We start from the raw sequence: 25,824 nt of genomic DNA, 5'->3' as shown, positions 1-25,824 counted from the left end.
GGGGCGCTAGCGCGGCAGCGCGAGCTTGATCAGCGCATCGGGCGTCGCCTGCGCCTTCGCGACCTCGCCCGCGATCCGTCCTTCCTTCATCACGACGATCCGGTCCGACACGCCGATCACCTCGGCCAGGTCGCTCGACACGAGGATCACCGTGCGGCCCGCTTCCGCGAGTTCGTAGAACAGGTTGTAGATTTCCGCGCGTGCACCGACGTCGATGCCGCGTGTCGGTTCGTCCATCAGGAACACGTCGATACGCTCGGCCAGCCAGCGCGCGAGCACGACCTTCTGCTGGTTGCCGCCGGACAGCGCGCCGATCGGCGTGTCGCCGTCGCGGGTCTTGATCGCGAGCCGTTCGATGTAGCGTTGCGCAAGCTCGCGTTCGCGCCGTGCGTCGAGCAGCATCCGCGCCGGGCTGAAATGCCGGCGCGCACTGATGTTCAGGTTGTCGGCCACCGACGCGATCGCGACGATGCCTTCCTGCTTGCGGTCTTCCGGGCACAGCGCGAGGCCGGCGCGCACCGCGTCGCGCGGGCTCCCGAATGCGACCCGCTTCCCGTTCAGCTCGACGTGCCCCGCGCTCGGGCGCGCGGCGCCGTACAGCAGCTTCATCAGTTCCGAGCGGCCCGCGCCGACGAGCCCGAAGAAGCCGACGATCTCGCCGCGCCGCGCGGTGAACGACACGGGCTCGGACAACCCGGGCCCCGCGAGCCCCTTCGCCTCGATCAGCACGTCGCCGGCCGGGCGCGGCCGGTAGCCGTACACGTCCTCGATCGAGCGGCCGACCATGCAGCCGATCAACCGGTCGCGGTCGAGATCGGTGACGGAATCGAACGTGTCGATGCGGCGGCCGTCGCGAAACACCGTCACGCGGTCGCACAGTTCATACACCTCTTCCATCCGGTGCGTGACGTAGATGATCGCGCGGCCTTCCGCGCGCAGCGCGCGGATGATCCGGAACAGTTGCGTGGTCTCGCGCGCGGATAGCGAACTCGTCGGCTCGTCGAACGCGATCACGCGCGCGTCGCGCATCAACGCCTTGCCGATCTCGATCATCTGGCGCTGGCCGATCGACAGATACTTCACCGGGATGCCCGGATCGATGTGCTCGCCGAGCCGCTCCAGCGCATCGAGTGCGCGCGCGGCGAGCGTGCGTTCGTCGACCACGCCGAGCCGGCTCGGCAGCTGCCCGAGCATCAGGTTCTCGGCGACCGTCAGCTCGGGCACCAGATGCAGCTCCTGGTAGATGATCGCGATGCCGGCCTCCAGCGCCGCGCGCGTCGACGCGAAGCGCTGCACCGTGCCGTTCAGCGTCAGCGTGCCGGCCTGCGGCTGGTTCACGCCGGACAGCACCTTCAGCAGCGTCGACTTCCCCGCGCCGTTCTCGCCCATCAGCCCGTGCACTTCGCCCGCGCGCACCGACAGCGACACGGCATCGAGCGCGCGCACGCCCGGGAACGTCACCGTGATGCCGTCGAGCGCGAGCAGCGGGCCGCCCGGCCGCGACGCGCCGGCATCGCCGCCGGTATCGCCGTCGTTGCCGGATACGGCCGTCATCGTCTGCGTCGTCATCGCGTTCTCGCCTCGTGCGCTCAGATGCCGAGCTCGGCGCGCACGGCCTGCCAGTTCGCGCGCGTCATCAGCTTGCCGCTCGTCTGCGTGTCGGCCGGCGGCGTCTTGCCGTCGCGAATCCACTCGACGAGATTCTGCGTGCTGTCCTTGCCGTGGTTCGTCGAGCTGACCGCGATCGTCCCGAAGAAGCCGGTCGGCTCCTTCTTCTGGAATTCGGCGAACGCCTCGCCCGCGCCGTTGATGCCGACGCCGATCACGTCGGCCGCCGGGATGTGCAGCTGCTCGGTCGCACGCACCGCGCCGAGCACGGTTTCCTCGTTCAGCGCGTAGACCACCCATTTCTTCACGTTCGGATGGCGCGCGAGCACGGGTGCGGCCGCGCTGAAGCCGCCTTCGTCGTCGGTCGTCTTCTGCGGCGCGTCGAAGATGTTCTCCTTGCGGAAGCCGTTCGCGAGCAGCGCCTGCGTCGCGCCGTCGGTACGCAGCTTCGCGGTCGGCAGCTCGTTGTTCGTGATCCGCAGCGCGCCGACTTCCTCGGGTTTCCAGCCGCGCCGCTTCATCTCATCGGAAATGGCCTGGCCGACCTGGTTGCCGATCTTGGTCGCCGACATCCCGAGGTGCGGCACGTTCGGCAGCGGCTTGCCGGTCGAATCGACGAGCTGGTCGTCGACCGTCACGAACTTCATGTTGTAGCGCTTCGCGCGCGCGGCGATCGCCGGGCCAAGGCGCACGTCCGGCGCGCAGATCACGAAGCCCTGCGCGCCCTGCGAGCCGAGGTTGTCGATCGCGGCGAGCACCTTCTCGCCGTCGGGCGTGCCGATCTTCACGACCGAGAAATTCTGCTTCTGGCCCAGCGCGGATGCCGCGTTCTGCTCGTTGATGAACCAGGCCTGCTCCGGCATCTTCACCAGGAAGCCGATCTTCAGCGGCGCGTCGGCGCGCGCGGCGCCCTGCATGCCGAGCGGTGCGATGCAAAGCGCAGCCAAGAGCGCACGCAACGTATGGCGGCGAATCGAGTGGGTCGTGCGGTTCATGCGGTGTCTCCTTTGTGTCGGCTCATGCCGTAATGATTCGTCGTGCGTGATCGCGCCGCAGCGCGCCCGCGTGGTCAGCGGCCGAACGCTTCGGTCTGTACGCGTCGGCCGAACAGGAATGCATCGGCGACGAGCCGCAACGGCCGTACGTCGACGTCGCTTTCGCCACGCGCGATCAGCGCATGGAAGTGCGCATACAGCGCCGGATACTCGCGCTCTGGCCCGATCTCGACCGGCTCGCCCGCGATCGACAACTGCGCGCCGCCGCGGCTGATCGCGAGCACGCCGTCGGCGGTGTCGACCGCGATCTCCCATTGCTCGACCGGGCCGTGCCGCCAGTCGAATTCCGCACGTACCGGCACGCCGTCGGTATCCACGCAATCGAGTTCAGCGGCAATCGGCGTCTGCACGTCGCTCGGCACGATGAGCGTCGCCTCGCGCAGCACCAGCTCGCGCGGCAGGATCCGCGTGACGATCGACAGCGCGTTGATACCCGGATCGAACACGCCGAGGCCGCCCGGCTCCCAGATCCATTGCTGCCCGGGATGCCAGCGCCGCACGTCTTCCTTCCAGCGCACCTGCACCGCGCGGATCGCGCGCGTCGCGAGCCATGCACGGGCGGGCTCCACCGCACTCGCGCAGCGCGAATGCCAGGTCGCGAACAGCGTGAGGCCGCGCTCGCGCGCGAGCGCCTCCAGCACGGCCACTTCGCCGAGCGTCGCGCCCGGCGGTTTTTCGAGCATCACGTGCTTGCCCGCTTCGAGCGCGGCGCGCGCCTGCGCGTAGCGCACCTGTGGCGGTGCGCACAGCGACACGGCGTCGAGCTCGCGCTCGGCGGCCAGCAGTGCGCGCAGGTCGCGATAGTTGCGCACGCCGGCGACTTCCGCGTGGCGGCTCGCGCACGCGGTCAACCTGAAGCCCGGTTCGGCGTCGATCGCCGGCAGATGCTGGTCGCGCGCGATCTTGCCGACGCCGACGACACCCAGCGAAACCTGATCACTCATCGTGCATGCCTCCTTCGCGAATCGTTCGGTGGTCGTTCAGTGCGCCCAGCGCAGCACGAGCGGATCGAGCCGGCGCGCGATCGCGAGCAGTTCCGCGCGCGTGTCCGGATGCAGTTCCGGCATCGGATGCCGCGGCCGCTCGCACGCGATCACGCCGCCCGCACGCATCAGCGCCTTCGCGGTGAGGATCCCGGACTGGCGGTTCTCGTGATTGATCAGCGGCAGCCATGCCTGATAGCACGCGTAGGCATCGTCATGCCTGCCGTCGCGCCACGCTTCGAGGATCGGCCGGATCCCGTCCGGAAACCCGCCGCCCGTCATCGCGCCGGTCGCGCCCGCGTGGAGATCGGCGAGCAGCGTGATCGCCTCCTCGCCGTCCCACGGCCCCTCGATCGCATCGCCGCCGAGCCGGATCAGCTCGCGCAGCTTGTTCGCGGCGCCCGGCGTCTCGATCTTGAAGTACGCGACCTGCTCGATCTCGCGCGCCATCCGCGCGAGGAACGGGGCAGACAGCGCGGTGCCGCTCGCGGGTGCGTCCTGGACCATGATCGGGATCGCGATCGCGTCGGACACGCGCGCATAGAACTCGAAGATCTGCGCTTCCGGCACGCGGAACGTCGCGCCGTGATACGGCGGCATCGCCATCACCATCGCCGCGCCGAGCTGCTGCGCACGCAGGCTGCGCGCCGCGCACACCTGCGTGCTGTAATGCGACGTCGTGACGATCACCGGCACGCGGCCCGCGACGTGTTCGAGGATCGTGCGCGTGAGCACGTCGCGTTCGTCGTCGGTGATCGCGAACTGCTCGGAGAAGTTCGCGAGGATGCACAGCCCGTCGGAGCCCGCGTCGATCATGAAATCGACCGCGCGCTTCTGGCTCGCGAGGTCGAGTTCGCCGGTGTCGGCAAACGTCGTCGGAACGACGGGGAAGATGCCGCGATAGCGCGGCGTGCTGCTCGATGTCATGGTTCGCATCCTGCTTCGGCCTCGGTGACGATCGGCCGTCATGCGTTTACGGTTTCACGTTGCGCGGGCCAGGAAAAAGCCCGCAACCGGCTGCCGCGCAGCCGCTCAATGCGAATGGCTCGGCACGTCCGCGCCGCGCGTGCCGACCAGGAAGTCGAGGTCGCACCCCTCGTCGGCCTGCAGCACGTGATCGATGTACAGCCGTGCGTAGCCGCCCTTGCCGAGCTGGCCGGCCACGCCCGGCGCCGCGGTCGGATCGACGTCCGACAGGCGGCGCTGCAGTTCGTCATCCGTAATGTCGAGGTGCAGTGTGCCGGCCTCGCAGTCGAGCTCGATCCAGTCGCCGTTGCGCACGGCCGCGAGCGGCCCGCCGGCGGCGGCTTCCGGCGCGACGTGCAGCACGACCGTGCCGTACGCGGTGCCGCTCATCCGCGCGTCGGAAATCCGCACCATGTCCTTCACGCCCTGGCGCAGCAGCTTCGGCGGCAACCCCATGTTGCCGACCTCGGCCATCCCCGGATAACCGCGCGGCCCGCAGTTCTTCAGCACCATCACCGAGCTGGCATCAACGTCGAGCGCCTCGTCGTTGATCGTCGCCTTGTAGTGTTCGAGGTTCTCGAACACGACCGCGCGGCCGCGATGCTTGAGCAGCTCGGGGCTCGCCGCCGACGGCTTCAGCACCGCGCCGCGCGGCGCGAGATTGCCGCGCAGGATGCGGATCCCGCCGTCCGCGATCAGTGGCCGGTCGAGCGGGCGGATCACTTCGTCGTCGTAGTTCGGCGCTTCGCGCACGTTGTCCCACAGCGACTTGCCATTCACCGTCAGCGCGTCCGGGTTCGGCAGCAGCCCGCCTTCGCCGAGCCGGCGCAGCACCGTCGGCAGGCCGCCCGCGTAATAAAACTCTTCCATCAGGAAGCGTCCCGACGGCATCAGGTCGACGATCGTCGGCGTGTCGCGGCCGATGCGCATCCAGTCTTCCAGTTCGAGCGGCACGCCGATGCGGCCCGCGATCGCCTTCAGGTGGATCACTGCGTTGGTCGAACCGCCGATCGCCGCATTCGCGCGGATCGCGTTCTCGAACGCCGCGCGCGTCAGGATCTTCGACAGCACGAGCCCTTCGAGCGCCATCTCGACGATGCGGATGCCGGACATGTGCGCGAGCACGTAGCGGCGCGAATCGACGGCCGGAATCGCCGCGTTGTGCGGCAGCGCGACGCCGAGCGCCTCGGCCATGCACGCCATCGTCGACGCGGTGCCCATCGTGTTGCAGGTGCCGGCCGAGCGCGACATCCCGGCTTCGGCCGACAGGAAGTGATGCAGGTCGATTTCACCGGCCTTCAGCGCTTCGTGCAGTTGCCACACGGCCGTGCCGGAGCCGATGTTCTTGCCTTCGAGCTTGCCGTTCAGCATCGGGCCGCCCGACACGACGATCGCCGGCACGTCGCAGCTCGCCGCGCCCATCAGCAGCGCGGGCGTCGTCTTGTCGCAACCGGCGAGCAGCACGACCGCGTCGATCGGGTTGCCGCGGATCGCCTCCTCGACGTCCATCGACGCGAGGTTGCGCGTAAGCATCGCCGACGGGCGCAGGTTCGATTCACCGTTCGAGAACACCGGGAACTCGACCGGGAAGCCGCCCGCCTCGGAGATCCCGCGCTTCACGTGCTCGGCGAGCTTGCGGAAGTGCGCGTTGCACGGCGTCAGTTCGGACCACGTATTGCAGATGCCGATGATCGGCCGGCCGTCGAACTCGTGATCGGGGATGCCCTGGTTCTTCATCCAGCTCCGGTACATGAAGCCGTTCTTGTCGTTCGTGCCGAACCATTGGGTGGAGCGCAGCCTGGGTTTCGTTGCCGACATCGTCAGTCCTGTGGTGACGGGATACCGGCGCAGTCTAGGCAGAATTTTGATAACTGGCTAATGACGTTTTTGGCGATTACGATATCAATTCCGATATCGATATAAACCCGTACGATGCCCGATGCCAGCCCGTGGGGAAACCGTGGCCGCCTGAAGACGCGCCAGCTTCTGCTGGTCGTCGCGCTTGCCGACGAAGGCAGCATTCACCGCGCGGCGGCCGCGCTGAACATGACGCAGCCGGCCGCATCGAAGCTGCTGCGCGAACTCGAGGAATCGATCGGCGCGGTGCTGTTCGAGCGCCTGCCGCGCGGGATGCGGCCAACGCTGTACGGCGATGCGCTGATCCGCCACGCGCGCGCGGCGCTCGGCAGCCTCGACCAGGCGCACGAGGAGCTGGCCGCGCTGAAGGCCGGCCATCTTGGCCATGTGGCGGTGGGGGCGATCACGTCGCCGGGCCTGCGGCTCGTGCCGCCGGCCGTCGCCGCCGTGAAGGGCACGCATGCAGGCCTGCACGTCTCGGTCGAGATCGACACCAGCAACGTGCTGCTCGAACATCTCGCGCAGGAGAAGATCGACATCGTGCTCGGCCGGCTCTCCGCCGAACACGACAAGCTGCGCCTGCGCTACGAACCGCTGACCGGCGAGCCGGTGGCCGCCGTCGTGCGGACGGGCCATCCGCTGCTCGCGCAGGCGCCGCTGTCGCTCGCGGACGTACAGCGCGCCGCGTGGGTCGTGCCGCCGGCCGGCAGCGTGCTGCGCCACCGCTTCGAACTCGTCTTTCAGCGCGCGAGCCTCGCGCCGCCGGCGAACCTCGTCGAGACCTCCGCGCTGCTGTTCATCACGCAGCTGCTCGAACAGAGCGACATGATCGCGGTGCTGGCCGAGGACGTCGCGCGCTACTACGCGCGGCACGGGATCGTCACGGTGCTGCCGCTGGAGATGGATTGCCGGATGGACGATTTCGGGATCATCACGCGCACCGACCGGCTGCATTCGCCGGCCGTCGCGATGATGGCCGACGCCATCCGCGCGGCTGCGCGGGAAGTGTATGGCGTCGCGCTGTGACGGTGCGGCTTCGTCGGCGTTCCCGGCGCGCCTGCGCGCCGGCTGACACGCAGGGCGGCCCGGGTCGCGCGTTACACCCAGGGCTGCGCGAGCCCTTCGGTCTGCAACGCCCGCTGAATCGCCGGGCGCGCGAGCACCCGCTGCAGATAACCGCCGAGTACCGGACGCTGCCGCGCCGGCTCGGCAAATCCGCGTGTCCAGCGGCACAGCATCAGCGCATACGGATCGAGCACCGTGTAGTGCGCGCCGAGCAGCCACGGGCCGCCGCTCGTCTCCAGCTGACGGTCGAGCTGGTCCAGCAGCGCCGCGATTTTCGCCTCCGCGCGCGCCTTCACCTGCGCGCCGCCCGCCGCGTTACCCACATCGACCCAGCGCTCCGGATAGAAGTACGTGATCAACGTCGTCTGAAGCGTGTTGGTGAGCCACATGAGCCATTTGTAGAACTGCGCGCGCTCCGGTGTGCCGAGCTCGGGCGCCAGCCGCTGCTCGGGATGCGTATCGGCGAGATGCAGGCATATGGCGGCGGCTTCGTACAGCACCAGGTCGCCGTCGATCAGCACCGGGATGAGCCCGTTCGGATTGAGCGCGAGGTAGTCCGGCGACTTGTGCTGGTCGTGCGTGCGGTCGACGAATTCGAGTTCGAACGGCTTGCCGATTTCTTCCAGCACGATGTGCGGCGCCATGCTGGCATTGCTGGGGTAGTAGAAGAGCTTCATCGTCGATTTCACTCAGGCGGGTGTCGGTATCACGCGGCGGCGAACTCGATCACGGGTTCACAGCGGATCGGGAAGTTGACCGAGTTCGCGATATAGCACTTCGCGTGCGCATCATGATGCAGATGTGCGGCCCGCTCGCGATCGTCGCCGGCCTGGATCGTCACGTGCGGGCGCAGCACGATTTCCGTGAAGCGGCCTTCATCAGCGCTATCGACCATCGTGCCTTCCGCGTTGTCGACATAGGCGAGCACGCGAATGCCCGCTTCGGAGCACAGATGCAGGTACCAGAGCTTGTGACATGCCGATGCCGACGCCAGCAGCAGGTCTTCCGGATTCCAGCGCGCGGCATCGCCACGAAACGCCGCGTCCGACGAACCGGGAATATCCGGTTTGGAACCGGCCCGGATCACGTGATCCCGCCCGTACTCCCGATATCCCGACGTGCCGGTGCCGCGATTGCCCGTCCACTCTACCGCGACGCGATACTTGTGTTCGCCAGATGCCATCTCGCTCTCCATTGATGTGGGTTGCTTCGGCCGGGCCGGATGTCGTTTTGCGAAGCCCGCCTGCGCTCACCATTTTGGCACCGGATTCCCATTTGGTATACCATTATTCCAAATTGACGGAACATGCAGGCATGGAAGCCAAACTCGATTCCACGGCGGACGCGGTCGCCGCCTCGTTGCGGGACATGATCATCAACGGCGAGTTGCAGGCCGGCGAGCGGCTCGTCGAGCGCGACCTGGCCGACCGGTTCGGCATCAGCCGGATTCCAATGCGCGAGGCGATCCAGCGCCTGGAGCGCGAAGGATTGCTGGACATCTTCAGGAATCGCGGCGCCGTCGTGCGCATGCTGACCGCATCGGACGTGCGGGAAATCTACGACCTGCGCGCGCTGCTCGAAGGCGACGCGATCTACCGGAGCGTGAAGCGGCTCGACGACGAGACGCTCGCGCGCGCCGAACTCGTCCATCGCCTGCTCGGCGATGCGGCCGTGTCGCGCCGGCAGGGCGAACTGAATCGCGAATTCCACGCGCTGCTGTATTCGTGCTGCGGCAACGCGCGGCAGTTGAAGACGATCGCGGAGCTGCGCAGCCAGGTCGAACGGTACGAGCGTCTGCAGACCACGCTGCTCGCGGATACGCCATCGTTCCAGGTCGAGCACGAGGAGGTTCTGCAGGCGTGCCGCGAACGCAATGCGCGTGCGGCTCGTTCGATGACGGTCGCGCATCTCGAATCGGCCAGGCGCATCGTGCTGCAGCTCGTCGAAGGCGGTTGAGGCCGGCGGTGCGCTTGCCGTTTGCTACACCGCGCGCGGCCCCATGCCGGGTCTCACGGATCACGCCGGCTACTTCAAAGTACTCACTCCACGACTCATCAAGTCGACCGCTTCGCGCTCCCGTCGGCCGCGCGACCAGTCGTACCACGCACTACCAGCCTCGGCAGCGACGCGACACGCACGCGCGACGCCGCGTCGCCGTGCCCACCCGCTTCACGCAGCGTATTGAGCAGCTCGACCGCGATCCCGGCGGCCTCGGCGGTCGGGATCGCAACGGTCGTCAGCGTGGGCCGCGTGTCGCTGGCCAGGTGAATGTCGGTGATCCCGACGATCGACAGATCATCCGGCACACGCCTGCCGCGATCGGCTGCCGCATGCATCGCACCGATCGCCGGCAGGTCGTTGGTCGCGACCAGCGCGGTCAACCGCGGATGCGCATCGAGCAACCGCCCCGCCGCACGCACGCCGCCTTCGATCGAATCGGGCTCCGCCGCGACGAGCGACGCATCGAGCCCGGCTTCGCGCATCACGTCGACGAAGCCGTCGTAGCGCGCCGCCTGCACGCCGCTCGCCGACCCGCCGACGATCACGCCGATCCGCTCGTGGCCCAGCTCGAGCAGGTGCCGCGTCGCGATCCGCCCCGCTTCGCGGAAATCGATCGCGACGCACGGCAATCCGTCGGGCGGCGCCTCTGGCCGCTCCCACAGGCACAGCACGACCGGCACGCCGCGCGCCGCCACGTCGCGCAGATCCGGCAGATGCAGGTTCGCGTTGGTTACGAGAATGCCTTCGGAGATCGTGCCGGCGATCTGGTCGAGATACGCGCGCCCCTGCAACGGATCTTCGTTCGTATTGCAGACGATCAGGAACTGCCCGTTGCGGCGCACCGCACGCTCTACCGCCAGTGCGAACTCCGGGTAGAACGGGTTCGCGATGCTCGACACCATCAGCGCGACCGTCGGCGCGCGCCCTTCCGCCAGCGCCCGCGCGGCGAGATGTGGCCGATACCCGAGCGCCGCCACGGCTTCGAGCACCCGCGCACGCGTCGCCTCGCCCACCCGGCCGCGGTCGCGCAGCACGTTCGACACGGTTGCGGCCGTCACGCCGGCGCGGCGCGCCACTTCATCCAGGGTTGCCATCGTCTGCTCACTATATGAGACGTCTATCCAGTATTTGCTTCGCTCACCGAAGCGGCGCACTATCGCCGCACACCCTGCCGCCCGACCGACGGGCGCGACTCGGCCGCGATCGCATCGCCTCTTTTTTTGATCGCGATGATTAAGCGCTTAATCACTGATGAAAGCGCATTAGAACATGGAGCGGAGACAATGGCGAGCATCTCGATGCGGCGCGTGCAGAAAGCCTATGGCGATCACGCGCCGGTCATTCGCGACGTCGATCTGGAGATCGGCGCGCACGAGTTCTGCGTGTTCCTCGGGCCGTCCGGATGCGGCAAGTCGACGTTGCTGCGGATGATCGCCGGGCTCGAGGACCTGAGCGCGGGCGAGCTGTCGATCGACGGCCGCCGCGTTGACGACGTGCCCGCTGCCGAGCGCGGCGTCGCGATGGTGTTCCAGAGCTACGCGCTGTTTCCGCACATGACGGTCTACGAGAACATGGCGTTCGGGCTGAAGCTCGCGCGCATGCCGAAGGCCGAGATCGACCGGAAGGTGCGCGATGCCGCGCGCATCCTGCAGCTCGACACGCTGCTCGATCGCAAGCCGAAGGCGCTGTCGGGCGGGCAGCGCCAGCGCGTCGCGATCGGCCGCGCGATCGTGCGCGAACCCGGCGTGTTCCTGTTCGACGAGCCGCTGTCGAATCTCGACGCCGCGTTGCGCGGCCAGACCCGCATCGAGATCGCGCGGCTGCACCGGCAGTTCGAACGCGCAAGCGTCGTCTACGTGACGCACGACCAGACCGAAGCGATGACGCTCGCCGACAAGATCGTGCTGCTGCACGCCGGCGCCGACACCGCGCAGCACGGCAGCATCGCGCAGGTCGGTGCGCCGCTCGACCTCTACCACCACCCGGCCAGCCGCTTCGTCGCGGGCTTCATCGGTTCGCCGCGGATGAACTTCCTGCCGGCCGTCGTGACGGCCTGCGATGCGCATCGCACGACCGTCACCCTCATGCCTTCCGGCGAAACCTTCGTGCTGCCGCGCGACGGCTCGGCGCTCGGTGCGGGCGCCGCCGTAACGCTCGGGATTCGCCCCGAACACCTGACGCTCGGTGCCGCGCACGAAGCGACAGCACTCGCACGCGACGTCGCGCTCGTCGAACGCCTCGGCGAACAGACCTACGTGCATCTCGACCAGCCCGGCGGCAACGCGCTCATCGCGAAGATGCCCGGCGACGCACAGGTGCGCAGCGGCGAACGCGTGCTCGTGCATGCGCCGGCCGCGGCCTGCCATCTCTTCACCGAAGACGGCCGCGCGGTGCCCGCGTGCGCCGACGTCCACGTTCACCACTACGCATAAGGATCGGGCATGCGCCTCGGAGTCTGTTACTACCCGGAACACTGGCCGGAAACGATGTGGGCCGACGATGCCCGCCGGATGAAAGCGCTCGGCATCGAGCAGGTGCGGATCGCCGAATTCGCGTGGAGCCGCATCGAGCCGTCGCCGGGCGAATACGACTGGGGCTGGCTCGATCGCGCGGTCGACGTGCTCGGTGCGGCCGGCCTCGAGATCGTGATGTGCACGCCGACCGCGACGCCGCCGAAATGGCTGGTCGATCGCCACCCCGACATCCTCGCGATCGGCGCGGACGGCCGGCCGCGTGCGTTCGGCTCGCGCCGTCACTACGACTTCTCGTCGCCGACCTATCTCGAAGCGTCGCGCCAGATCTGCACGGCGGTCGCCGAACGCTACGGCCGCCACCCGGCCGTGCGCTACTGGCAGACCGACAACGAGCTGGGCTGCCACCAGACCGTCGTCAGCTACTCGCCGGCCGCGCTCGTGCGCTTCCGTGCGTGGCTGAAGGCGCGCTACGGCACGATCGACGCGCTGAACCGCGCGTGGGGCACCGTGTTCTGGAGCATGGAATATCGCCATTTCGACGAAGTCGACGCGCCCGTCGGCACCGTGACCGAGGCCCACCCGTCGCATCGCCTCGACTACCGGCGCTTCGCGTCGGACGAAGTCGCGCGCTATCACCGGATGCAGGTCGACGTGATCCGCGCGCATTCGCCGGGCCGGCCCGTCGCGCACAACTTCATGCAGCTGTTCACCGAGTTCGATCATTACGACGTAGCGCGCGACCTCGACGTTGCGACGTGGGACAGCTATCCGCTCGGCGCGCTCGAGGAGCAATGGTTCGCACCGGACGTGAAGGCGCGCTGGCTGCGCACCGGCCATCCCGATTTCGCGTCGTTCAATCATGACCTCTACCGCGGCATGTCGAAGCTGCCGTTCTGGGTGATGGAGCAGCAGCCGGGGCCCGTGAACTGGGCGCAGTGGAACCCCGCGCCGCTGCCGGGCATGGTGCGCCTGTGGAGCTGGGAGGCGTTCGCGCACGGCGCCGGCTGTGTGTCGTACTTCCGCTGGCGGCAGGCGCCGTTCGCACAGGAGCAGATGCATGCGGGCCTGCACACACCCGATGACCAACTCGACGAAGGCGGCCGCGAGGCGCAGCGCGTCGCGCACGAGATCGCGGCCGTGCACGACGCCGGCGCGGATGCAAACGGCGCCGTACGCGCCCCCGTCGCACTGGTCTTCGATTACGACGCGAAGTGGCTGTTCGAAGTGCAGCCGCAGGGCGCCGATTTCCATTACCCGCGCTTCGCGTTCGAGTACTACTCGGCGCTGCGCTCGCTCGGCCTCGACGTCGACATCGTTTCCGCGCATACGCCGCTCGACGGCTACCGCCTCGTCGTCGTGCCGCCGCTGCCCGTCGTGCCGGACGATTTCGCCGCACGGCTCGCGGCCTCGGGCGCGCATGCGGTGTTCGGGCCGCGCACCGGCTCGAAGACCGTCGACCTGCAGATCCCGCCGACGCTGCCGCCCGGCCCGCTCGCGTCGATCCTGCCGGTACGCGTGTGGCGCGTCGAATCGCTGCGGCCGAACGTGACCGAGCGAATCGACGGCACGCTGCGCGACGGCGCGCCGCTCTCGGGCAATGCGCGCCACTGGCGCGACTTCGTCGAGCTGCACGACGACACGCGCAGCGTCGTGCGGGCACGCTTCGCCGACGGTCACCCAGCCTGCGTGTCGCACGGCACGCTGCACTACTGGGCCGCGCTGTTCGACGACGCGACCACCGCCCGGCTATTCGCCGATGTCGCCACCGAAGCCGGCCTCGCGCCGACGTCGCTCGGCGACGGCGTGCGGGTGAGCCGGCGCGGCGGCCTGACCTACGTTTTCAACTATGGCGACGCGCCGCACACGATCGACGCGGTGCCGCCGTCCGCGTTCGTGCTCGGCACGGCGCAAGTCGGGCCGCAAGACGTGGCCGTGTATCGAAGCCGTTCGTAGCACCCGCCACCGGCGCCACGACGCGCCGATCACGCACAACGACACCCAGGACTGGAGACACGTATGACACATCGCCCCCTTCGCGCCGCCGCCCGGCTCGCCACGGCCGCCGCTATCGCACTGGCATCGCTCGGCATGACGGCGCCCGCCGATGCCGGCACGCTGACGATCAACATCGCGTTCAAGGGCGCCAGCCAGCGCGCGGTCTGGCAGTCGACGCTCGACGCGTTTCGCAAGGCGCATCCCGACATCGACGTGAAGGCGACTTTCGTCGACGAGGAAGCGTACAAGGTACAGCTTCCCGCATGGCTCACGACCGTCGCGCCGGATGTCGTGAACTGGCACGCGGGCGAGCGGATGGCGTACTACGCGAAGCGCGGGCTGTTCGAGGACCTGAGCGGCGACTGGACGAAGAACGGCTGGGGGGCAATGTACGCGTCGACACGCGATGCATCGTCGTACAACGGCAAGCAGTATGCGGCGCCGACCGTCTACTACTCGTGGGGGCTGTTCTACCGCAAGGACCTGTTCCACAAGGTCGGCATCGCCGACGAGCCGAAGACGTGGGACCAGTTTCTCGACGCGTGCAAGAAGCTGAAAGCGGCCGGCATCACGCCGATCGCGATCGGCGGCCGCGACGCGTGGACGCTCGCCGGCTGGTTCGACTATCTCGACCTGCGCCTGAACGGCAACGCGTTCCACCAGCAACTGATGGCCGGCGACGTGCCGTACACCGACCCGCGCGTGAAGAAGGTCTACACGACGTGGAAATCGCTGATCGACGCGGGCTACTTCATCGACAACGCGCTGTCCTACGATCTCGACGGCGCGCAGCCGTTCCTGTTCCAGGGCAAGGCCGCGATGATGCTGATGGGCACCTTCATCGCGGCGGGCTTTCCACCGAACGTGAAGCAGGAAATGGGCTACTACCGCTTCCCGATCATCGACCCGAAGGTGCCGACCGCCGAGGACGGCCCGGTCGAATCGCTGCATATCCCGACGAAGGCGAAGAACAAGGCCGACGCGCACACGTTCCTCGCGTTCGTCGAAACGCCCGAGATGGGCGCGAAGCTCGCGGAAGGGCTCGGCTCGCTGTCGGCCAACAGCAAATCGCCCGAGCCGGCCGATCCGATCTCGCGCATCGGGTTCCGGATCCTTGCCGACACGAAGGGCGGCGTCGCGCAGTTCTACGACCGCGACATGACGAAGGAAATGGCCGACGAGGGGATGAAGGGCATGCAGCAGTTCCTCGCGAATCCCGCGCAGCTCGATACGGTGCTCGCGCAACTCGAACAGACCCGCAAGCGGATCTACAAGAAGTGACCGCGTGACCCAACCGGCGGCCCCGCGCCGCCGCGCCCGTTCAGGAGGCTTGCCGTGTCCAGTCCGATCACGTCCACCCCGCCCGCCGGCACCGCGCCACCGCCGCGCGGGCCATCCGCCACCGCACTGCCCGCACGCCGCCCGTCGCCCGCCGTGCGGCGGCAACGGCGCGCCGCGTGGCTCTTTCTCGCGCCGGCCTGCGCCATGGTTGCCGTCTATGTGATCTGGCCGATCCTGTCGACGCTGTGGCTGAGCCTGTACAACTGGGACGGGATGACCGAGCGTACCTTCGTCGGTGTCGCGAACTACGTCGAACTGCTGCATGCGTCGACGTTCTACACCGCGCTGCGCAACAACGTGATCTGGCTCGTGCTGTTCATGCTCGCGCCACCGCTCGGTCTCGCGCTGGCGTTGTACCTGAACCAGGCAGTCGGCGGCATCCGGCTCGTGAAGTCGCTGTTCTTCGCGCCGTTCGTGCTGTCCGGCGTGGTCGTCGGCCTGATCTTCTCGTGGTTCTACGATCCGACGTTCGGGCTGCTCGCGCTGATCGCCGGGCACGGCATCCCGGTGCTCGGCGATGCGCGCTATGCGACGTTCGGCATCGTGTTTGCCGCGCTGTGGCCGCAAACCGCGTATTGCATGATCCTGTACCTCACCGGCCTCACGTCGCTCAACCCGGAACAGATCGAAGCCGCGCGGATGGAGGGCGCGCGCGGCTTCGCGCTGCTGTGGCATGTGGTGCTGCCGCAACTGCGGCCGACCACCTTCATGGCGATCGTCGTCACGGTGATCGGCGCGCTGCGCAGCTTCGACCTGATCTCGGTGATGACGAGCGGCGGCCCGTTCGAGAGCTCGACCGTGCTCGCGTATTACATGTACGACCAGGCAATCAAGTACTACCGGCTCGGCTATTCCGCGTCGATTGCGGTCGTGCTGTTCGCGATCATGCTCGTCTACATCGTGTTCCAGTTGCGCCGCCTGCTGCGCAACGAGCAATAACCTGACCGGTGGCCATCATGTTTCCGACTCCCGTTGCTCAATGGAAGCCTGTCTCGCGCAGGCTGTACAAGCTGTCGCTGCCCGTTGCGCTGCTGATCTGGCTGCTGCCGATGATCGCGGTGTTCGTCACGTCGGTGCGCTCGACCGAGGAACTGGTCGAAGGCCACTACTGGGGCTGGCCACGGCACTTCTCGATGATCGAGAACTATCGCGACGCGCTGACGACGTCGCCGATGCTGCATTACTTCTGGAACAGCGTGCAGATCACGGTGCCGTCTGTGGTCGGGTCGATCGCGCTGGCGGCGATGGCGGGGTTTGCGCTGGCGACTTACAAGTTTCGCGGAAGTACCGCGCTGTTCGGAACGTTCGTTGCCGGCAACTTCGTGCCGGTGCAGGTGTTGATGATTCCGGTGCGGGATTTGTCGCTCAGGCTCGGAGTGTTCAATACGGTCGAGGCGCTGATCCTTTTTCATGTCGCGTTCCAGACGGGGTTCTGTACGCTGTTTCTGCGCAACTTCATCAAGCAGCTGCCGTTCGAGTTGATCGAGGCGGCTCGGATCGAAGGGGCGGGGGAATGGACGGTGTTCTGGCGGATCGTGCTGCCGTTGATCCGGCCTGCGTTGGCTGCGCTGGCGATTCTCGTTTTTACGTTCGTGTGGAATGACTACTTCTGGGCGCTGTGTCTCACACAAGGCGATGAAGCCGCGCCGATCACGGCAGGCGTTGCCGCGTTGAAGGGGCAGTGGACGACGTCGTGGAATCTTGTGTCGGCGGGGTCGATTCTGGCTGCGCTGCCGTCGGTCGCGATGTTCTTTGCTATGCAGAAGCATTTTGTGGCGGGGCTGACGTTTGGTGCGACCAAAGGCTGAACGCGCGCAGCCCCGCGTATTCGTATCTCCCCCTCTGCATCGTGAGGTTGCCCGCTTCGGCGGGCTTTTTTTGTTGCCGATGCCGCGGCGGCGGCGAGCGATCGTCTACAAAAAGCCGCGGCGAGCGTCGTGGGCGCACGGCGGCCTCATGACGATCGCCGACAGTCGATCAACGATCAGTAGTCCCACATAACCGGCACAAAGCGAAATCCGTCTCCGTTCTTTGCGATATGACCGATGGACGGAAACGCGACATGCGCTGCGGCCAATAGTGCGCCGGTTTCCGCGGCCTCATTGAACAGCGCGAAACGCACGGCGGCAGCCGCTTCAGGATCGTGCTCGAAGCCATTTTGCCACTCGGGATGATCGAAGTTGACTTCGAAAATCGCATCGCCTGCGAACGTGAGCTTCTCGCCGTTCGATGCGACGTCCACGACGCAGTGCCCCGGTGTGTGTCCACCCGTCACGCGCGCCGACACACCTGCCGCGACTTCAACGGTCTGGTCGAACTGCACGATATTTTCACCGTAGAGTGCCACGAACTTCGCAGCCGCCTTGCGGAGTGCCGGTGGCACCGTTTCCGGCATCACCGTCTTGCTGAAGTCCGGATTTTTCCAGAACGCCACTTCCGCGGCCGATACGTGAATGCGCACGTCCGGGCGCAGCCTGGCCTTGACGCCGTCGACGTTCAGCCCACCGACATGATCCATGTGCATATGGGTAATCACGATATCGGTGATCGCGGACAAGTCGATGCCGGCCGATTCCAGCCGCATCACCGACTTCCCGGCACGCGAGAAGTATTCGAAGCCGTCGCCCACGCCGGAGTCGATCAGGATCAGGCGTTCACCGCTGCGTACGAGCGCGATGTTCAGCGCCCAGTCGAACATGTCGCGTTGCAGGAAACGGCCGTCGAACCATGCGTTTCGGTCCGCTTCGCTCACGTTGGTGGACATGGTGGTGGTCGGCAGCGGCAGCACGCCGTCGCTGATCAGCACGACATCGACGTTACCCACGCGAACGGCGTAGCGGGACGGCACGAGTTCGCCCGAACCTTCCTTGCCAAGGTCGGCGGTAACCGGCTGAACATTGCGAGTGGTTTCGCTCATCTTCAATAGTCCTCTTTATCAAGTGGGGGGAAGCCGCATTGCAACGTGCAGTTCAAGTGCACGACCGCGAACTTAGCGCGCTTCGTTTGGCACACCTTTCAACTGGCTTGAGACGGATTGTAGTCAGGGGGACGAATGCCGGAAGCCCCGAGAAGGCACACATCATGTTGTCCTTGCGACAACAATCGACAACGGGCGGGAAACGAAAGGCAACGCGAGTGGCGAACTGATCGACCAGCGGTTCGATGACAGCGCCGCGTCATATCGAAGACAGCTTCATAGCAGCTGCTCGGCACGCCGGAGGGTGATCTGGCGGATCGGGAAGCGAGCGCGCGTCACGAAGCATAGTGCATGTCGGCGCGGCGCCCAGAATGAACACGTTGGCGCCGGAGGTGATGAGGTCGGGCGTGCACGCGCTCATCCGTCCGCCGGCCGCTTGCGAGTCAGGATCCCCTTGCGAAACGCGAAGTTGCGTGCCGCCCTTCGGCCGCATTCCACTATTCCGCACCGCCGTTCCCCGGCAATCCGCGATGAACCTTTTTTTGCGGATTGGCGAAGCGCGATACACGCTGCCCGCGAACGGCCAGTTCGGGTCATTCGACACGATTACCTCAATCGTCGACAATTCCGGGGCGCGCCAATGGAAGAGCCTGGACACACCACGTTCAACGGACACGAGCCACCTATGCTGATCTGGGCACCGACACGAAAATCCCTCGACGGCCGAGGCGCTAGCGAAGGCACAACCATGTGGGTGGAGATCGAACAACTCGATGATGGAATCTTTCTTCTGATGCGGTACGAGTCTTTGGACGCGCCAACTCCTACTTCAGATTACTTATTCATGTCACTCGAAGAGGCGTACGACGAGTGTGATCGCGTCTATGGCATCGGTCGCGAGGATTGGCTTCAACGGCGACTGCATCCTGGCAGTTGCGCGTGATCGCAGGACGCGCCAACTTCGGTCAATAAACTCCGTTCCGTTGATCGTGGGCAATCAACTTTCCACCGATTCGACGCTTCGTATAGATTGGAGAAGTGTTAAGGCTCACTGCTAACATCCGCGCTCATGTATCAGTGCGCTTCTTTGGGCTGGCGAAACTGCCATCCTCGGGTAACTCAACGTCACATCAACCAATAAACTTTCAAGCCAAAAAATTCGCCCGCAGCACGTATCAAATTCGCCGAGGCAGCATATTCACGAGCACACGGGCATTTGCCATTCAATCCTATTAATCGCCAATCTTTTAACTGCGTTAATTTCTGAGCCACCAAGACTGACAACAGTCTCGGCATCGTTGTTACCCCATCAATTTACTGCGACTGCTCAGAATGAAAAATCTCACTAAATTCGCTGCTAGCTTAGCTCTCAGTTTTGGTCTTGCAGGAGTTGCTCAAGCTGCCCCGCTGACGACCGGTTACTGGCAGGCCACGTTCTATCAAGTGACTACCGGTGCCACCTATGTCTCGCAGGGAGTCTGCCTCCAACCCAATAACACCTGGTACTCAACGACGCAGCATGGATGGCATGGTGACTGGTACCAAAATGGGACCCAGGTCCAATGGTATGGCAATGTCATAATGAGCGCGACGCAGCAGTTGGCAACGGTTGGAATCGGACAATTGACGACCGCCACTACCGTGTCTGGTGACTACGCAGAATGGAGCGTTATAGGGGCGGCTCCGCTGTCTTGGGACAGACATTACACCCATATCATGGTGTATCAAGGCGCGACATGCCCTCCAGCGGCTTGACGCCATCCCTCTCCCAGAGTTCTTTTTGTTTTTGAGGCTGACTAGCCGCAACAACCAAGCGGCGCTTCCTGTCAAAAACTGCGGCTGCCGCGCTATACGATCTTTTGGATAGCCGACACAAATCGACTATTCGCGTCGGTGCTACCCGATCGACGGCACCTGCTGCATTTTCGCACTCGGCCTAGGATGTCTGCTTCCGGGAAAGGCAAAGGGCAGAAGTGTGCCGAAAAGCGACATCAACAGAAATCCGCGAAGAATGCTTTTCGCGCTGCTGCCGCCGCCGCTACACCGTACCCGATCCGGCGTCATCGCCCTTGATACGCAACTGCGCATCGACCGAGCCGATGTTCTTCTCGTGCGACACGAGCATCTGCGTGAGCACATGATGCATGTCGGGTGCGGCAAGCGTCGGCAGCAACGCCTGCAACTTCCGCACGACCCAGCGCTGGCCACGGTTCAGGAACGCCATCCGCTCGGCCAGATCGTCGATCGCCATCGCCTTCTCGTAGAACGCGCCGGTTGCGCGTGTCGGGACGGCATCGAGCGACCGGATCGCCTCGACGAGCACGCTGCACCAATGCGCCTCGTCCTGGCGGATATGGGCGATCAGCCGATGCAGTTCCGGATCGCCTGTCACATCGGCCGCCGTCTCGGACGCCACGCGCGCACCCGCACGCTCGGCCTCCAGCAGTTCGTCGAGCGCCGCCAGCAGCGCGGTGCGGCTGTCATGCGGAATCGGGTCGGTGCGGGCGTCCGGCCCGTCGTCACGCGTCGGAATCGACATGCAGCGTCCTCCTGTCAGGATCAGGATCGGTGGCGTATCACGCTCGACGGTACACAACGCGTGTTGCACGAATGTGCCGGGGCCATGACGGGATCGCCCATCCAATACATCACATTGTGACATATTAGATCGTAGTGTCGCGTCGGTAGCGAGCCACGCTTGATCTGTGTCATCACGCGAGCGTGCCTGCGCCTGCTCACGTCCACCCCTCAAGCCTCAACGTCGACCGCACCAACCGCTGCTCCTCCTGCTCGATCTCCCGCAGATACTCGACACACTGGCGAATATGTTCGCTAGCCGCCTTGCGCGCCTGATCGGGCAGCCGCCCTGTCACCGCGTTATAAAGCCGCGCATGCTGCCGATCGATCTGCTTCTTCAGCGGCTCGCGGTGATAGAGATTGTTCACCGACGCAAACACCGAACTCAGCAGCAGATCCGTCAACGATTGCAGCGTATTCACGAGCACCGGGTTATGCGACGCCTCGCAAATCGCCAGATGAAACGCGTGATCGAGCTTCGCGCGCGCAGCCGGGTCGAGATCCTGCGCATCGGCCGCGGTCATCTCCTCATAGCGACGCTTGATCAGGATGAAATCGGCCGGCGTACCGCGCAGCGCAGCGAGCCGCGCGGCTTCTGTCTCGAGCATCCCGCGCACCTCGAACAGGTCGTACAGCGTGCGCGGCTGCGAGCCGAGCAGATGCATCATCGGCGTGATCTCGCGCTGCGGGGTCAGGCTCGCAACGAACGAGCCCTTGCCGTGCGTGGTGTCGATGATCCCGCGCGCACGCAGCAGCTTCATCCCTTCACGCACGGCCGTGCGCGACACGCCGAGCTTCTCGGTCAGCCGCCGTTCGGACGGCAATGCCTGCCCGGCCTTCAGCACGCCATCGACGATCAGCTTCTCGATACGCTCGGCAACGACGTCGGCCACGTTCCGCGCCGGGCCTGCTCGATCCTGCATTTCCATACTGGTATGACCACTTCGGAAGGATATCGGCGATTTTCCCACAAAGCCTTGTAGTTATTCAGTTTTATGGCAATCGAGACAGCCGCGTTCTGGCCATCCTGTAAAAACTGGTATGACCACATTCGCCACGTCTGGACACGCGCGCGCTACCCGCCAAGAATCCCTCCCTTCCGGTGTGCCGCGCGTCGCGCAGCCGCCTGCATGGTGGAGACAACCCCGATGAGTTTCACCTACGACGAACGGATCGACGGCCCGCTGGCGACCGTCGGCCGCGACACACTCGTCGCCGCACTGCACGCGGCGGCGCCCGGCCTCGACGTGCTGCACGAACGCGAGGCGCTCAAGCCGTTCGAATGTGACGGCCTCGCCGCGTACCGCACGGTGCCGCTCGCGGTCGTGCTGCCCGACACGGTCGAGCAGGTGCGCGCGGTGCTACGCGTCGCGGCCGCGCTCGGCGTGCCGGTGGTCGCGCGCGGCGCGGGCACGGGGCTGTCGGGCGGCGCGATGCCGCTTGAAAAAGGGCTCCTGCTCGTGATGGCGAAGTTCAACAAGATTCTCGACATCGACCCCGATGCCGGCATCGCGCGCGTGCAGCCCGGCGTGCGCAACCTGGCCATCTCGCAAGCAGCTGCGCCATACGGCCTCTACTACGCGCCCGATCCGTCGTCGCAGATCGCCTGCTCGATCGGCGGCAACGTCGCCGAGAACGCGGGCGGCGTGCATTGCCTGAAATACGGCCTCACGGTACACAACATCCTGAAGGTCGAGATCCTGACGATCGACGGCGATACGCTCACGCTCGGCGCCGACGCGCTCGACGCACCCGGCTTCGACCTGCTCGCGCTGTTCACCGGCTCGGAAGGGATGCTCGGCATCGTCACCGAAGTCACCGTGAAGCTGCTGCCGAAGCCGCCAAGCGTGAAGGTGCTGATGGCGAGCTTCGACGATGTCGCGGAAGCCGGCGCGGCGGTCGCGCGAATCATCGGCGCGGGCGTGATCCCTGGCGGCCTCGAGATGATGGACAACCTCGCGATCCGCGCGGCCGAGGATTTCATTCACGCGGGCTACCCGGTCGACGCGCAGGCGATCCTGCTGTGCGAGCTCGACGGCTCGCCGACCGACGTCGACGAAGACGCCGAACGCGTCGCCACGTTGCTGCGCGACGCGGGCGCAACCGAGATCCGCGTCGCGCGCGACGAAGCCGAGCGCCAGCGCTTCTGGGCCGGCCGCAAGAACGCATTCCCGGCGGTCGGCCGCATGTCGCCCGACTACTACTGCATGGACGGCACGATCCCGCGCCGCGAGCTGCCGCGCGTGCTCGAAGGGATCGCCGCGCTGTCCGCCGAATACGGTCTGCCGGTCGCGAACGTGTTCCACGCGGGCGACGGCAACATGCACCCGCTGATCCTGTTCGACGCGAACCGGCCCGGCGAACTCGACCGCGCGGAAGCGCTCGGCGGCAAGATCCTGGAGCTGTGCGTCGCGGCGGGCGGCAGCATCACCGGCGAGCACGGCGTCGGGCGCGAAAAGATCAACCAGATGTGCGTGCAGTTCAACGCCGACGAGATCACGTTCTTCCACGCGGTGAAGGCCGCGTTCGATCCGCAGGGCCTGCTCAATCCCGGCAAGAACATCCCGACGCTGCACCGCTGCGCCGAATTCGGCGCGATGCACGTCCATCACGGCAAGCTGCCGTTTCCCGACCTGGAGCGCTTCTGATGCGACGCGATATCGAATCGATCGACGACAGCGCGGCGCTCGTCGCGCAGGTCGACGCGGCGATCCACGACCGCCAGCCGCTGCACATCCGCGGCGCCGGCACGAAGGCGTTCCTCGGCCGCCCCGTCGAAGGCCGCACGCTCGACGTGCGCACGCATCGCGGCGTCGTGTCGTACGACCCGACCGAACTCGTCGTCACCGCGCGCGCGGGCACGCCGCTCGCCGATCTCGAAGCGATGCTCGACGCGGCCGGCCAGATGCTGCCGTGCGAGCCGCCGACCTTTGGCGGCGCGGCGACGGTCGGCGGCATGTTCGCGGCGGCGCTGTCGGGCCCGCGCCGCCCGTGGGCCGGCGCGGTGCGCGACTTCGTGCTCGGCTGCCGCGTGATCACCGGCCACGCGAAGCACCTGCGCTTCGGCGGCGAGGTGATGAAGAACGTCGCGGGCTACGACGTGTCGCGATTGCTCACGGGCAGCTTCGGCTGTCTCGGCGTCGTGACCGAGGTGTCGCTGAAGGTGCTGCCGAAGCCGCGTGCGACGGGCGATCTCGCATTGCCGCTTGCCGTGGACGAAGCCGTGCAGCGCATCGCCGCGTGGCGTCGCGCGGGGCTGCCGCTCGCCGGCGCATGCCACGCGGACGGCGTGCTGCGCGTGCGGATCGAAGGCGGCGAGGGGTCGGTAAAGGCCGCGCGCGACACGATCGGCGGCGAGCGCCTGGACGGCCGTGACGATGCGTTCTGGGCACGGCTGCGCGACCTCGCGCTGCCGTTCTTCGACGATCCGCGCCCGCTGTGGCGCGTGTCGGTGCCGGCCTCTGCGCCGCTCGATGCGCTGCCCGGCGCGCAGCTCGCCGACTGGGGCGGTGCACAGCGCTGGCTGAAGAGCGATGCCGCGCCGGATGACGTGCAGCGGTTCGCCGCGCAATGGGGCGGCCATGCGACCTGCTTCACGCCGGGCGCAACGCGCGAGCCGTTCCAGCCGCTGCCGCCCGCGTTGTTGCGCGTGCACCGGCAGCTCAAGGCGCAGCTCGACCCGCATGCGATTTTCAATCCCGGCCGCCTGTACGCCGATTTCTGACGCGAACCCGATCCCGATCCGCCGATGCAAACCAATCTCAGCGAAGCAAGCAAGGCCCTTGCCCGGGCCGACGAAGCGGAAGCGATCCTGCGCGCATGCGTGCACTGCGGCTTCTGCAATGCGACCTGCCCGACCTACCAGGTGCTCGGCAACGAGCTCGACGGGCCGCGCGGGCGCATCTACCTGATCAAGCAGTTGCTCGAAGGCGAGCCGTGCGGCGAACGCACGCAGCAGCATCTCGACCGCTGCCTGACGTGCCGCAACTGCGAGACGACCTGCCCGTCCGGCGTGCGCTATCACACGCTGCTCGACATCGGCCGCGCGGAAGCCGAGAAACGCGTGCAACGGCCCGCGCGCGAGCGCCTGCTGCGCGCGGGGCTGCGCCACGTCGTGCCGCGCCCTGCAACCTTCGCCGCGTTGCTGAAAGCCGGCCGCGCGCTGCGCCCGCTGCTGCCCGGCCCGCTGCAGGACAAGATCCCGGCCGCCGTCCCCGCGGCCGCACCGCGCCCGGCCGTGCGCCACGCGCGGCGCGTGCTGATGCTCGAAGGCTGCGTGCAGCCGTCGCTGTCGCCGAACACCAATGCGGCCGCCGCGCGCGTGCTCGACCGGCTCGGCATCAGCGTGAGCCCGGCGCGCGAAGCCGGCTGCTGCGGCGCGACCGAATATCACCTGAACGCGCAGGAAGCGGGCCTTGCCCGCGCGCGCCGCAACATCGACGCATGGTGGCCGGCGATCGAAGCCGGCGCCGAAGCAATCGTGCTGACGGCGAGCGGCTGCGGCGCGTTCGTCAAGGAATACGGCGACCTGCTGCGCTCCGACCCCGTCTATGCAGAGAAAGCGCAACGCGTCAGCGCGCTCGCGCGCGATCTCGCCGAGGTCATCGCGGCCGAGCCGCTCGACGCGCTGGCCGGTTCGACGCCACGCCGCATCGCGGTGCACTGCCCGTGCACGCTGCAGCACGCGCAGCGCCTCGGCGGCGCGGTCGAACGCATCCTGACGCGGCTCGGCTTCGATCTGACGAATGTCGCCGACGGCCATCTGTGCTGCGGCTCGGCCGGTACGTATTCGCTGACCCAGCCCGAACTCGCGACGAAACTGCGCGACAACCGGCTCGATGCGCTCGAAGCCGCGCGGCCGGACCTGATTGTCACGGCCAACGTCGGCTGCCAGACTCACCTGAACGGCGCCGGCCGCACGCCTGTGCGCCACTGGATCGAGCTTGTCGACAACCAACTCGTCAACTGACCTGATTCCGGAGGAA

General features: G+C 66.7%; 20 protein-coding genes and 1 pseudogene. 10 read left to right on the top strand and 11 right to left on the bottom strand.

Annotated features, from left to right (window positions below; all coding sequences use genetic code 11):
* Positions 1 to 6: 6 nt before the first annotated feature.
* The 5 genes from araG to BCO18175_RS22800 form a co-directional block, all read right to left on the bottom strand.
* Positions 7 to 1,569: an L-arabinose ABC transporter ATP-binding protein AraG gene (gene araG / locus BCO18175_RS22820; protein WP_174972822.1), complete on the bottom strand. Its 1,563-nt coding sequence runs from the start codon at positions 1,567 to 1,569 to the stop codon at positions 7 to 9.
* Between the two features lie 20 nt (positions 1,570 to 1,589).
* Positions 1,590 to 2,603, bottom strand: coding sequence for an arabinose ABC transporter substrate-binding protein (locus BCO18175_RS22815; RefSeq protein ID WP_174984244.1), 1,014 nt, complete (start codon positions 2,601 to 2,603; stop codon positions 1,590 to 1,592).
* Between the two features lie 74 nt (positions 2,604 to 2,677).
* Positions 2,678 to 3,607, bottom strand: a complete 930-nt coding sequence (locus BCO18175_RS22810) for a Gfo/Idh/MocA family protein (RefSeq protein ID WP_174984241.1) — start codon at positions 3,605 to 3,607, stop codon at positions 2,678 to 2,680.
* 36 nt (positions 3,608 to 3,643) lie between these two features.
* Positions 3,644 to 4,573: a dihydrodipicolinate synthase family protein gene (locus BCO18175_RS22805; RefSeq protein ID WP_174984238.1), complete on the bottom strand. Its 930-nt coding sequence runs from the start codon at positions 4,571 to 4,573 to the stop codon at positions 3,644 to 3,646.
* A 105-nt stretch (positions 4,574 to 4,678) separates the two neighbouring features.
* Complete coding sequence (locus tag BCO18175_RS22800) at positions 4,679 to 6,430, bottom strand: IlvD/Edd family dehydratase (protein WP_174984235.1); 1,752 nt, start codon at positions 6,428 to 6,430, stop codon at positions 4,679 to 4,681.
* Between the two features lie 114 nt (positions 6,431 to 6,544).
* Here BCO18175_RS22800 and BCO18175_RS22795 point away from each other — a divergent pair, with 114 nt between their 5' ends.
* Positions 6,545 to 7,495, top strand: a complete 951-nt coding sequence (locus tag BCO18175_RS22795; RefSeq protein ID WP_174917915.1) for a LysR substrate-binding domain-containing protein — start codon at positions 6,545 to 6,547, stop codon at positions 7,493 to 7,495.
* Positions 7,496 to 7,566: 71 nt separating this feature from the next.
* On the opposite strand, the gene BCO18175_RS22790 is transcribed toward BCO18175_RS22795, so the two are convergent.
* Together BCO18175_RS22790 and BCO18175_RS22785 are read right to left on the bottom strand one after the other, a co-directional pair.
* Complete coding sequence (locus tag BCO18175_RS22790; RefSeq protein ID WP_174984232.1) at positions 7,567 to 8,211, bottom strand: glutathione S-transferase family protein; 645 nt, start codon at positions 8,209 to 8,211, stop codon at positions 7,567 to 7,569.
* A gap of 29 nt (positions 8,212 to 8,240) precedes the next feature.
* Entirely contained in the window at positions 8,241 to 8,717 is a 477-nt protein-coding gene (locus BCO18175_RS22785) for an OsmC family protein (protein ID WP_174984229.1), read from the bottom strand.
* Positions 8,718 to 8,848: 131 nt separating this feature from the next.
* Between BCO18175_RS22785 and BCO18175_RS22780 the strand changes: the two genes are divergently transcribed.
* Positions 8,849 to 9,490, top strand: a complete 642-nt coding sequence (locus BCO18175_RS22780) for a GntR family transcriptional regulator (protein WP_174984226.1) — start codon at positions 8,849 to 8,851, stop codon at positions 9,488 to 9,490.
* A 98-nt stretch (positions 9,491 to 9,588) separates the two neighbouring features.
* Here the strand turns inward: BCO18175_RS22780 and BCO18175_RS22775 are convergent, their stop codons facing one another.
* Positions 9,589 to 10,629 carry a LacI family DNA-binding transcriptional regulator gene (locus BCO18175_RS22775; RefSeq protein ID WP_174984224.1) on the bottom strand — a complete coding sequence of 347 codons (1,041 nt, stop codon included), beginning with the start codon at positions 10,627 to 10,629 and terminating at the stop codon, positions 9,589 to 9,591.
* Between the two features lie 189 nt (positions 10,630 to 10,818).
* On the opposite strand from BCO18175_RS22775, the gene BCO18175_RS22770 reads away from it, so the two are divergent.
* The 5 genes from BCO18175_RS22770 (at position 10,819) to BCO18175_RS22750 (ending at position 17,153) form a co-directional block, all read left to right on the top strand.
* Positions 10,819 to 11,967, top strand: coding sequence for an ABC transporter ATP-binding protein (locus tag BCO18175_RS22770; RefSeq protein WP_174984221.1), 1,149 nt, complete (start codon positions 10,819 to 10,821; stop codon positions 11,965 to 11,967).
* A 9-nt stretch (positions 11,968 to 11,976) separates the two neighbouring features.
* Positions 11,977 to 13,962, top strand: a complete 1,986-nt coding sequence (locus BCO18175_RS22765) for a beta-galactosidase (RefSeq protein WP_174984218.1) — start codon at positions 11,977 to 11,979, stop codon at positions 13,960 to 13,962.
* Between the two features lie 63 nt (positions 13,963 to 14,025).
* Entirely contained in the window at positions 14,026 to 15,285 is a 1,260-nt protein-coding gene (locus BCO18175_RS22760) for an ABC transporter substrate-binding protein (RefSeq protein WP_174984214.1), read from the top strand.
* Positions 15,286 to 15,339: 54 nt separating this feature from the next.
* Positions 15,340 to 16,284, top strand: a complete 945-nt coding sequence (locus BCO18175_RS22755) for a carbohydrate ABC transporter permease (RefSeq protein WP_174984211.1) — start codon at positions 15,340 to 15,342, stop codon at positions 16,282 to 16,284.
* 17 nt (positions 16,285 to 16,301) lie between these two features.
* The gene (locus BCO18175_RS22750; protein ID WP_039340348.1) at positions 16,302 to 17,153 is read left to right on the top strand and encodes a carbohydrate ABC transporter permease; all 852 of its coding nucleotides are present in this window, start codon (positions 16,302 to 16,304) and stop codon (positions 17,151 to 17,153) included.
* A 176-nt stretch (positions 17,154 to 17,329) separates the two neighbouring features.
* On the opposite strand, the gene BCO18175_RS22745 is transcribed toward BCO18175_RS22750, so the two are convergent.
* The 3 genes and pseudogenes from BCO18175_RS22745 to glcC form a co-directional block, all read right to left on the bottom strand.
* Entirely contained in the window at positions 17,330 to 18,262 is a 933-nt protein-coding gene (locus tag BCO18175_RS22745; RefSeq protein ID WP_174984860.1) for an MBL fold metallo-hydrolase, read from the bottom strand.
* Positions 18,263 to 20,300: 2,038 nt separating this feature from the next.
* Positions 20,301 to 20,741, bottom strand: a pseudogene (locus tag BCO18175_RS22740) (DUF6306 domain-containing protein); the annotation flags it as partial.
* Between the two features lie 256 nt (positions 20,742 to 20,997).
* Positions 20,998 to 21,768 carry a transcriptional regulator GlcC gene (glcC, locus tag BCO18175_RS22735; protein WP_043186328.1) on the bottom strand — a complete coding sequence of 257 codons (771 nt, stop codon included), beginning with the start codon at positions 21,766 to 21,768 and terminating at the stop codon, positions 20,998 to 21,000.
* Between the two features lie 219 nt (positions 21,769 to 21,987).
* On the opposite strand from glcC, the gene glcD reads away from it, so the two are divergent.
* From glcD to glcF, 3 genes are read left to right on the top strand one after another with little or no spacing between them, the layout of a single operon-like run.
* Positions 21,988 to 23,487, top strand: coding sequence for a glycolate oxidase subunit GlcD (gene glcD, locus BCO18175_RS22730; RefSeq protein WP_174984205.1), 1,500 nt, complete (start codon positions 21,988 to 21,990; stop codon positions 23,485 to 23,487).
* Complete coding sequence (gene glcE / locus BCO18175_RS22725; RefSeq protein ID WP_174984202.1) at positions 23,487 to 24,563, top strand: glycolate oxidase subunit GlcE; 1,077 nt, start codon at positions 23,487 to 23,489, stop codon at positions 24,561 to 24,563. Before glcD ends, glcE begins: the two co-directional genes overlap by 1 nt.
* Before the next feature lie 24 nt (positions 24,564 to 24,587).
* The gene (gene glcF / locus BCO18175_RS22720; protein ID WP_174984199.1) at positions 24,588 to 25,808 is read left to right on the top strand and encodes a glycolate oxidase subunit GlcF; all 1,221 of its coding nucleotides are present in this window, start codon (positions 24,588 to 24,590) and stop codon (positions 25,806 to 25,808) included.
* The last annotated feature ends 16 nt before the right edge of the window (positions 25,809 to 25,824 follow it).

It is taken from the genome of Burkholderia lata (assembly GCF_902499335.1).
GTDB lineage: Bacteria > Pseudomonadota > Gammaproteobacteria > Burkholderiales > Burkholderiaceae > Burkholderia > Burkholderia lata_B.
The sequence above is the reverse complement of the archived record's forward strand: the minus strand, read 5'-3'. Positions and strand labels throughout refer to the sequence as shown.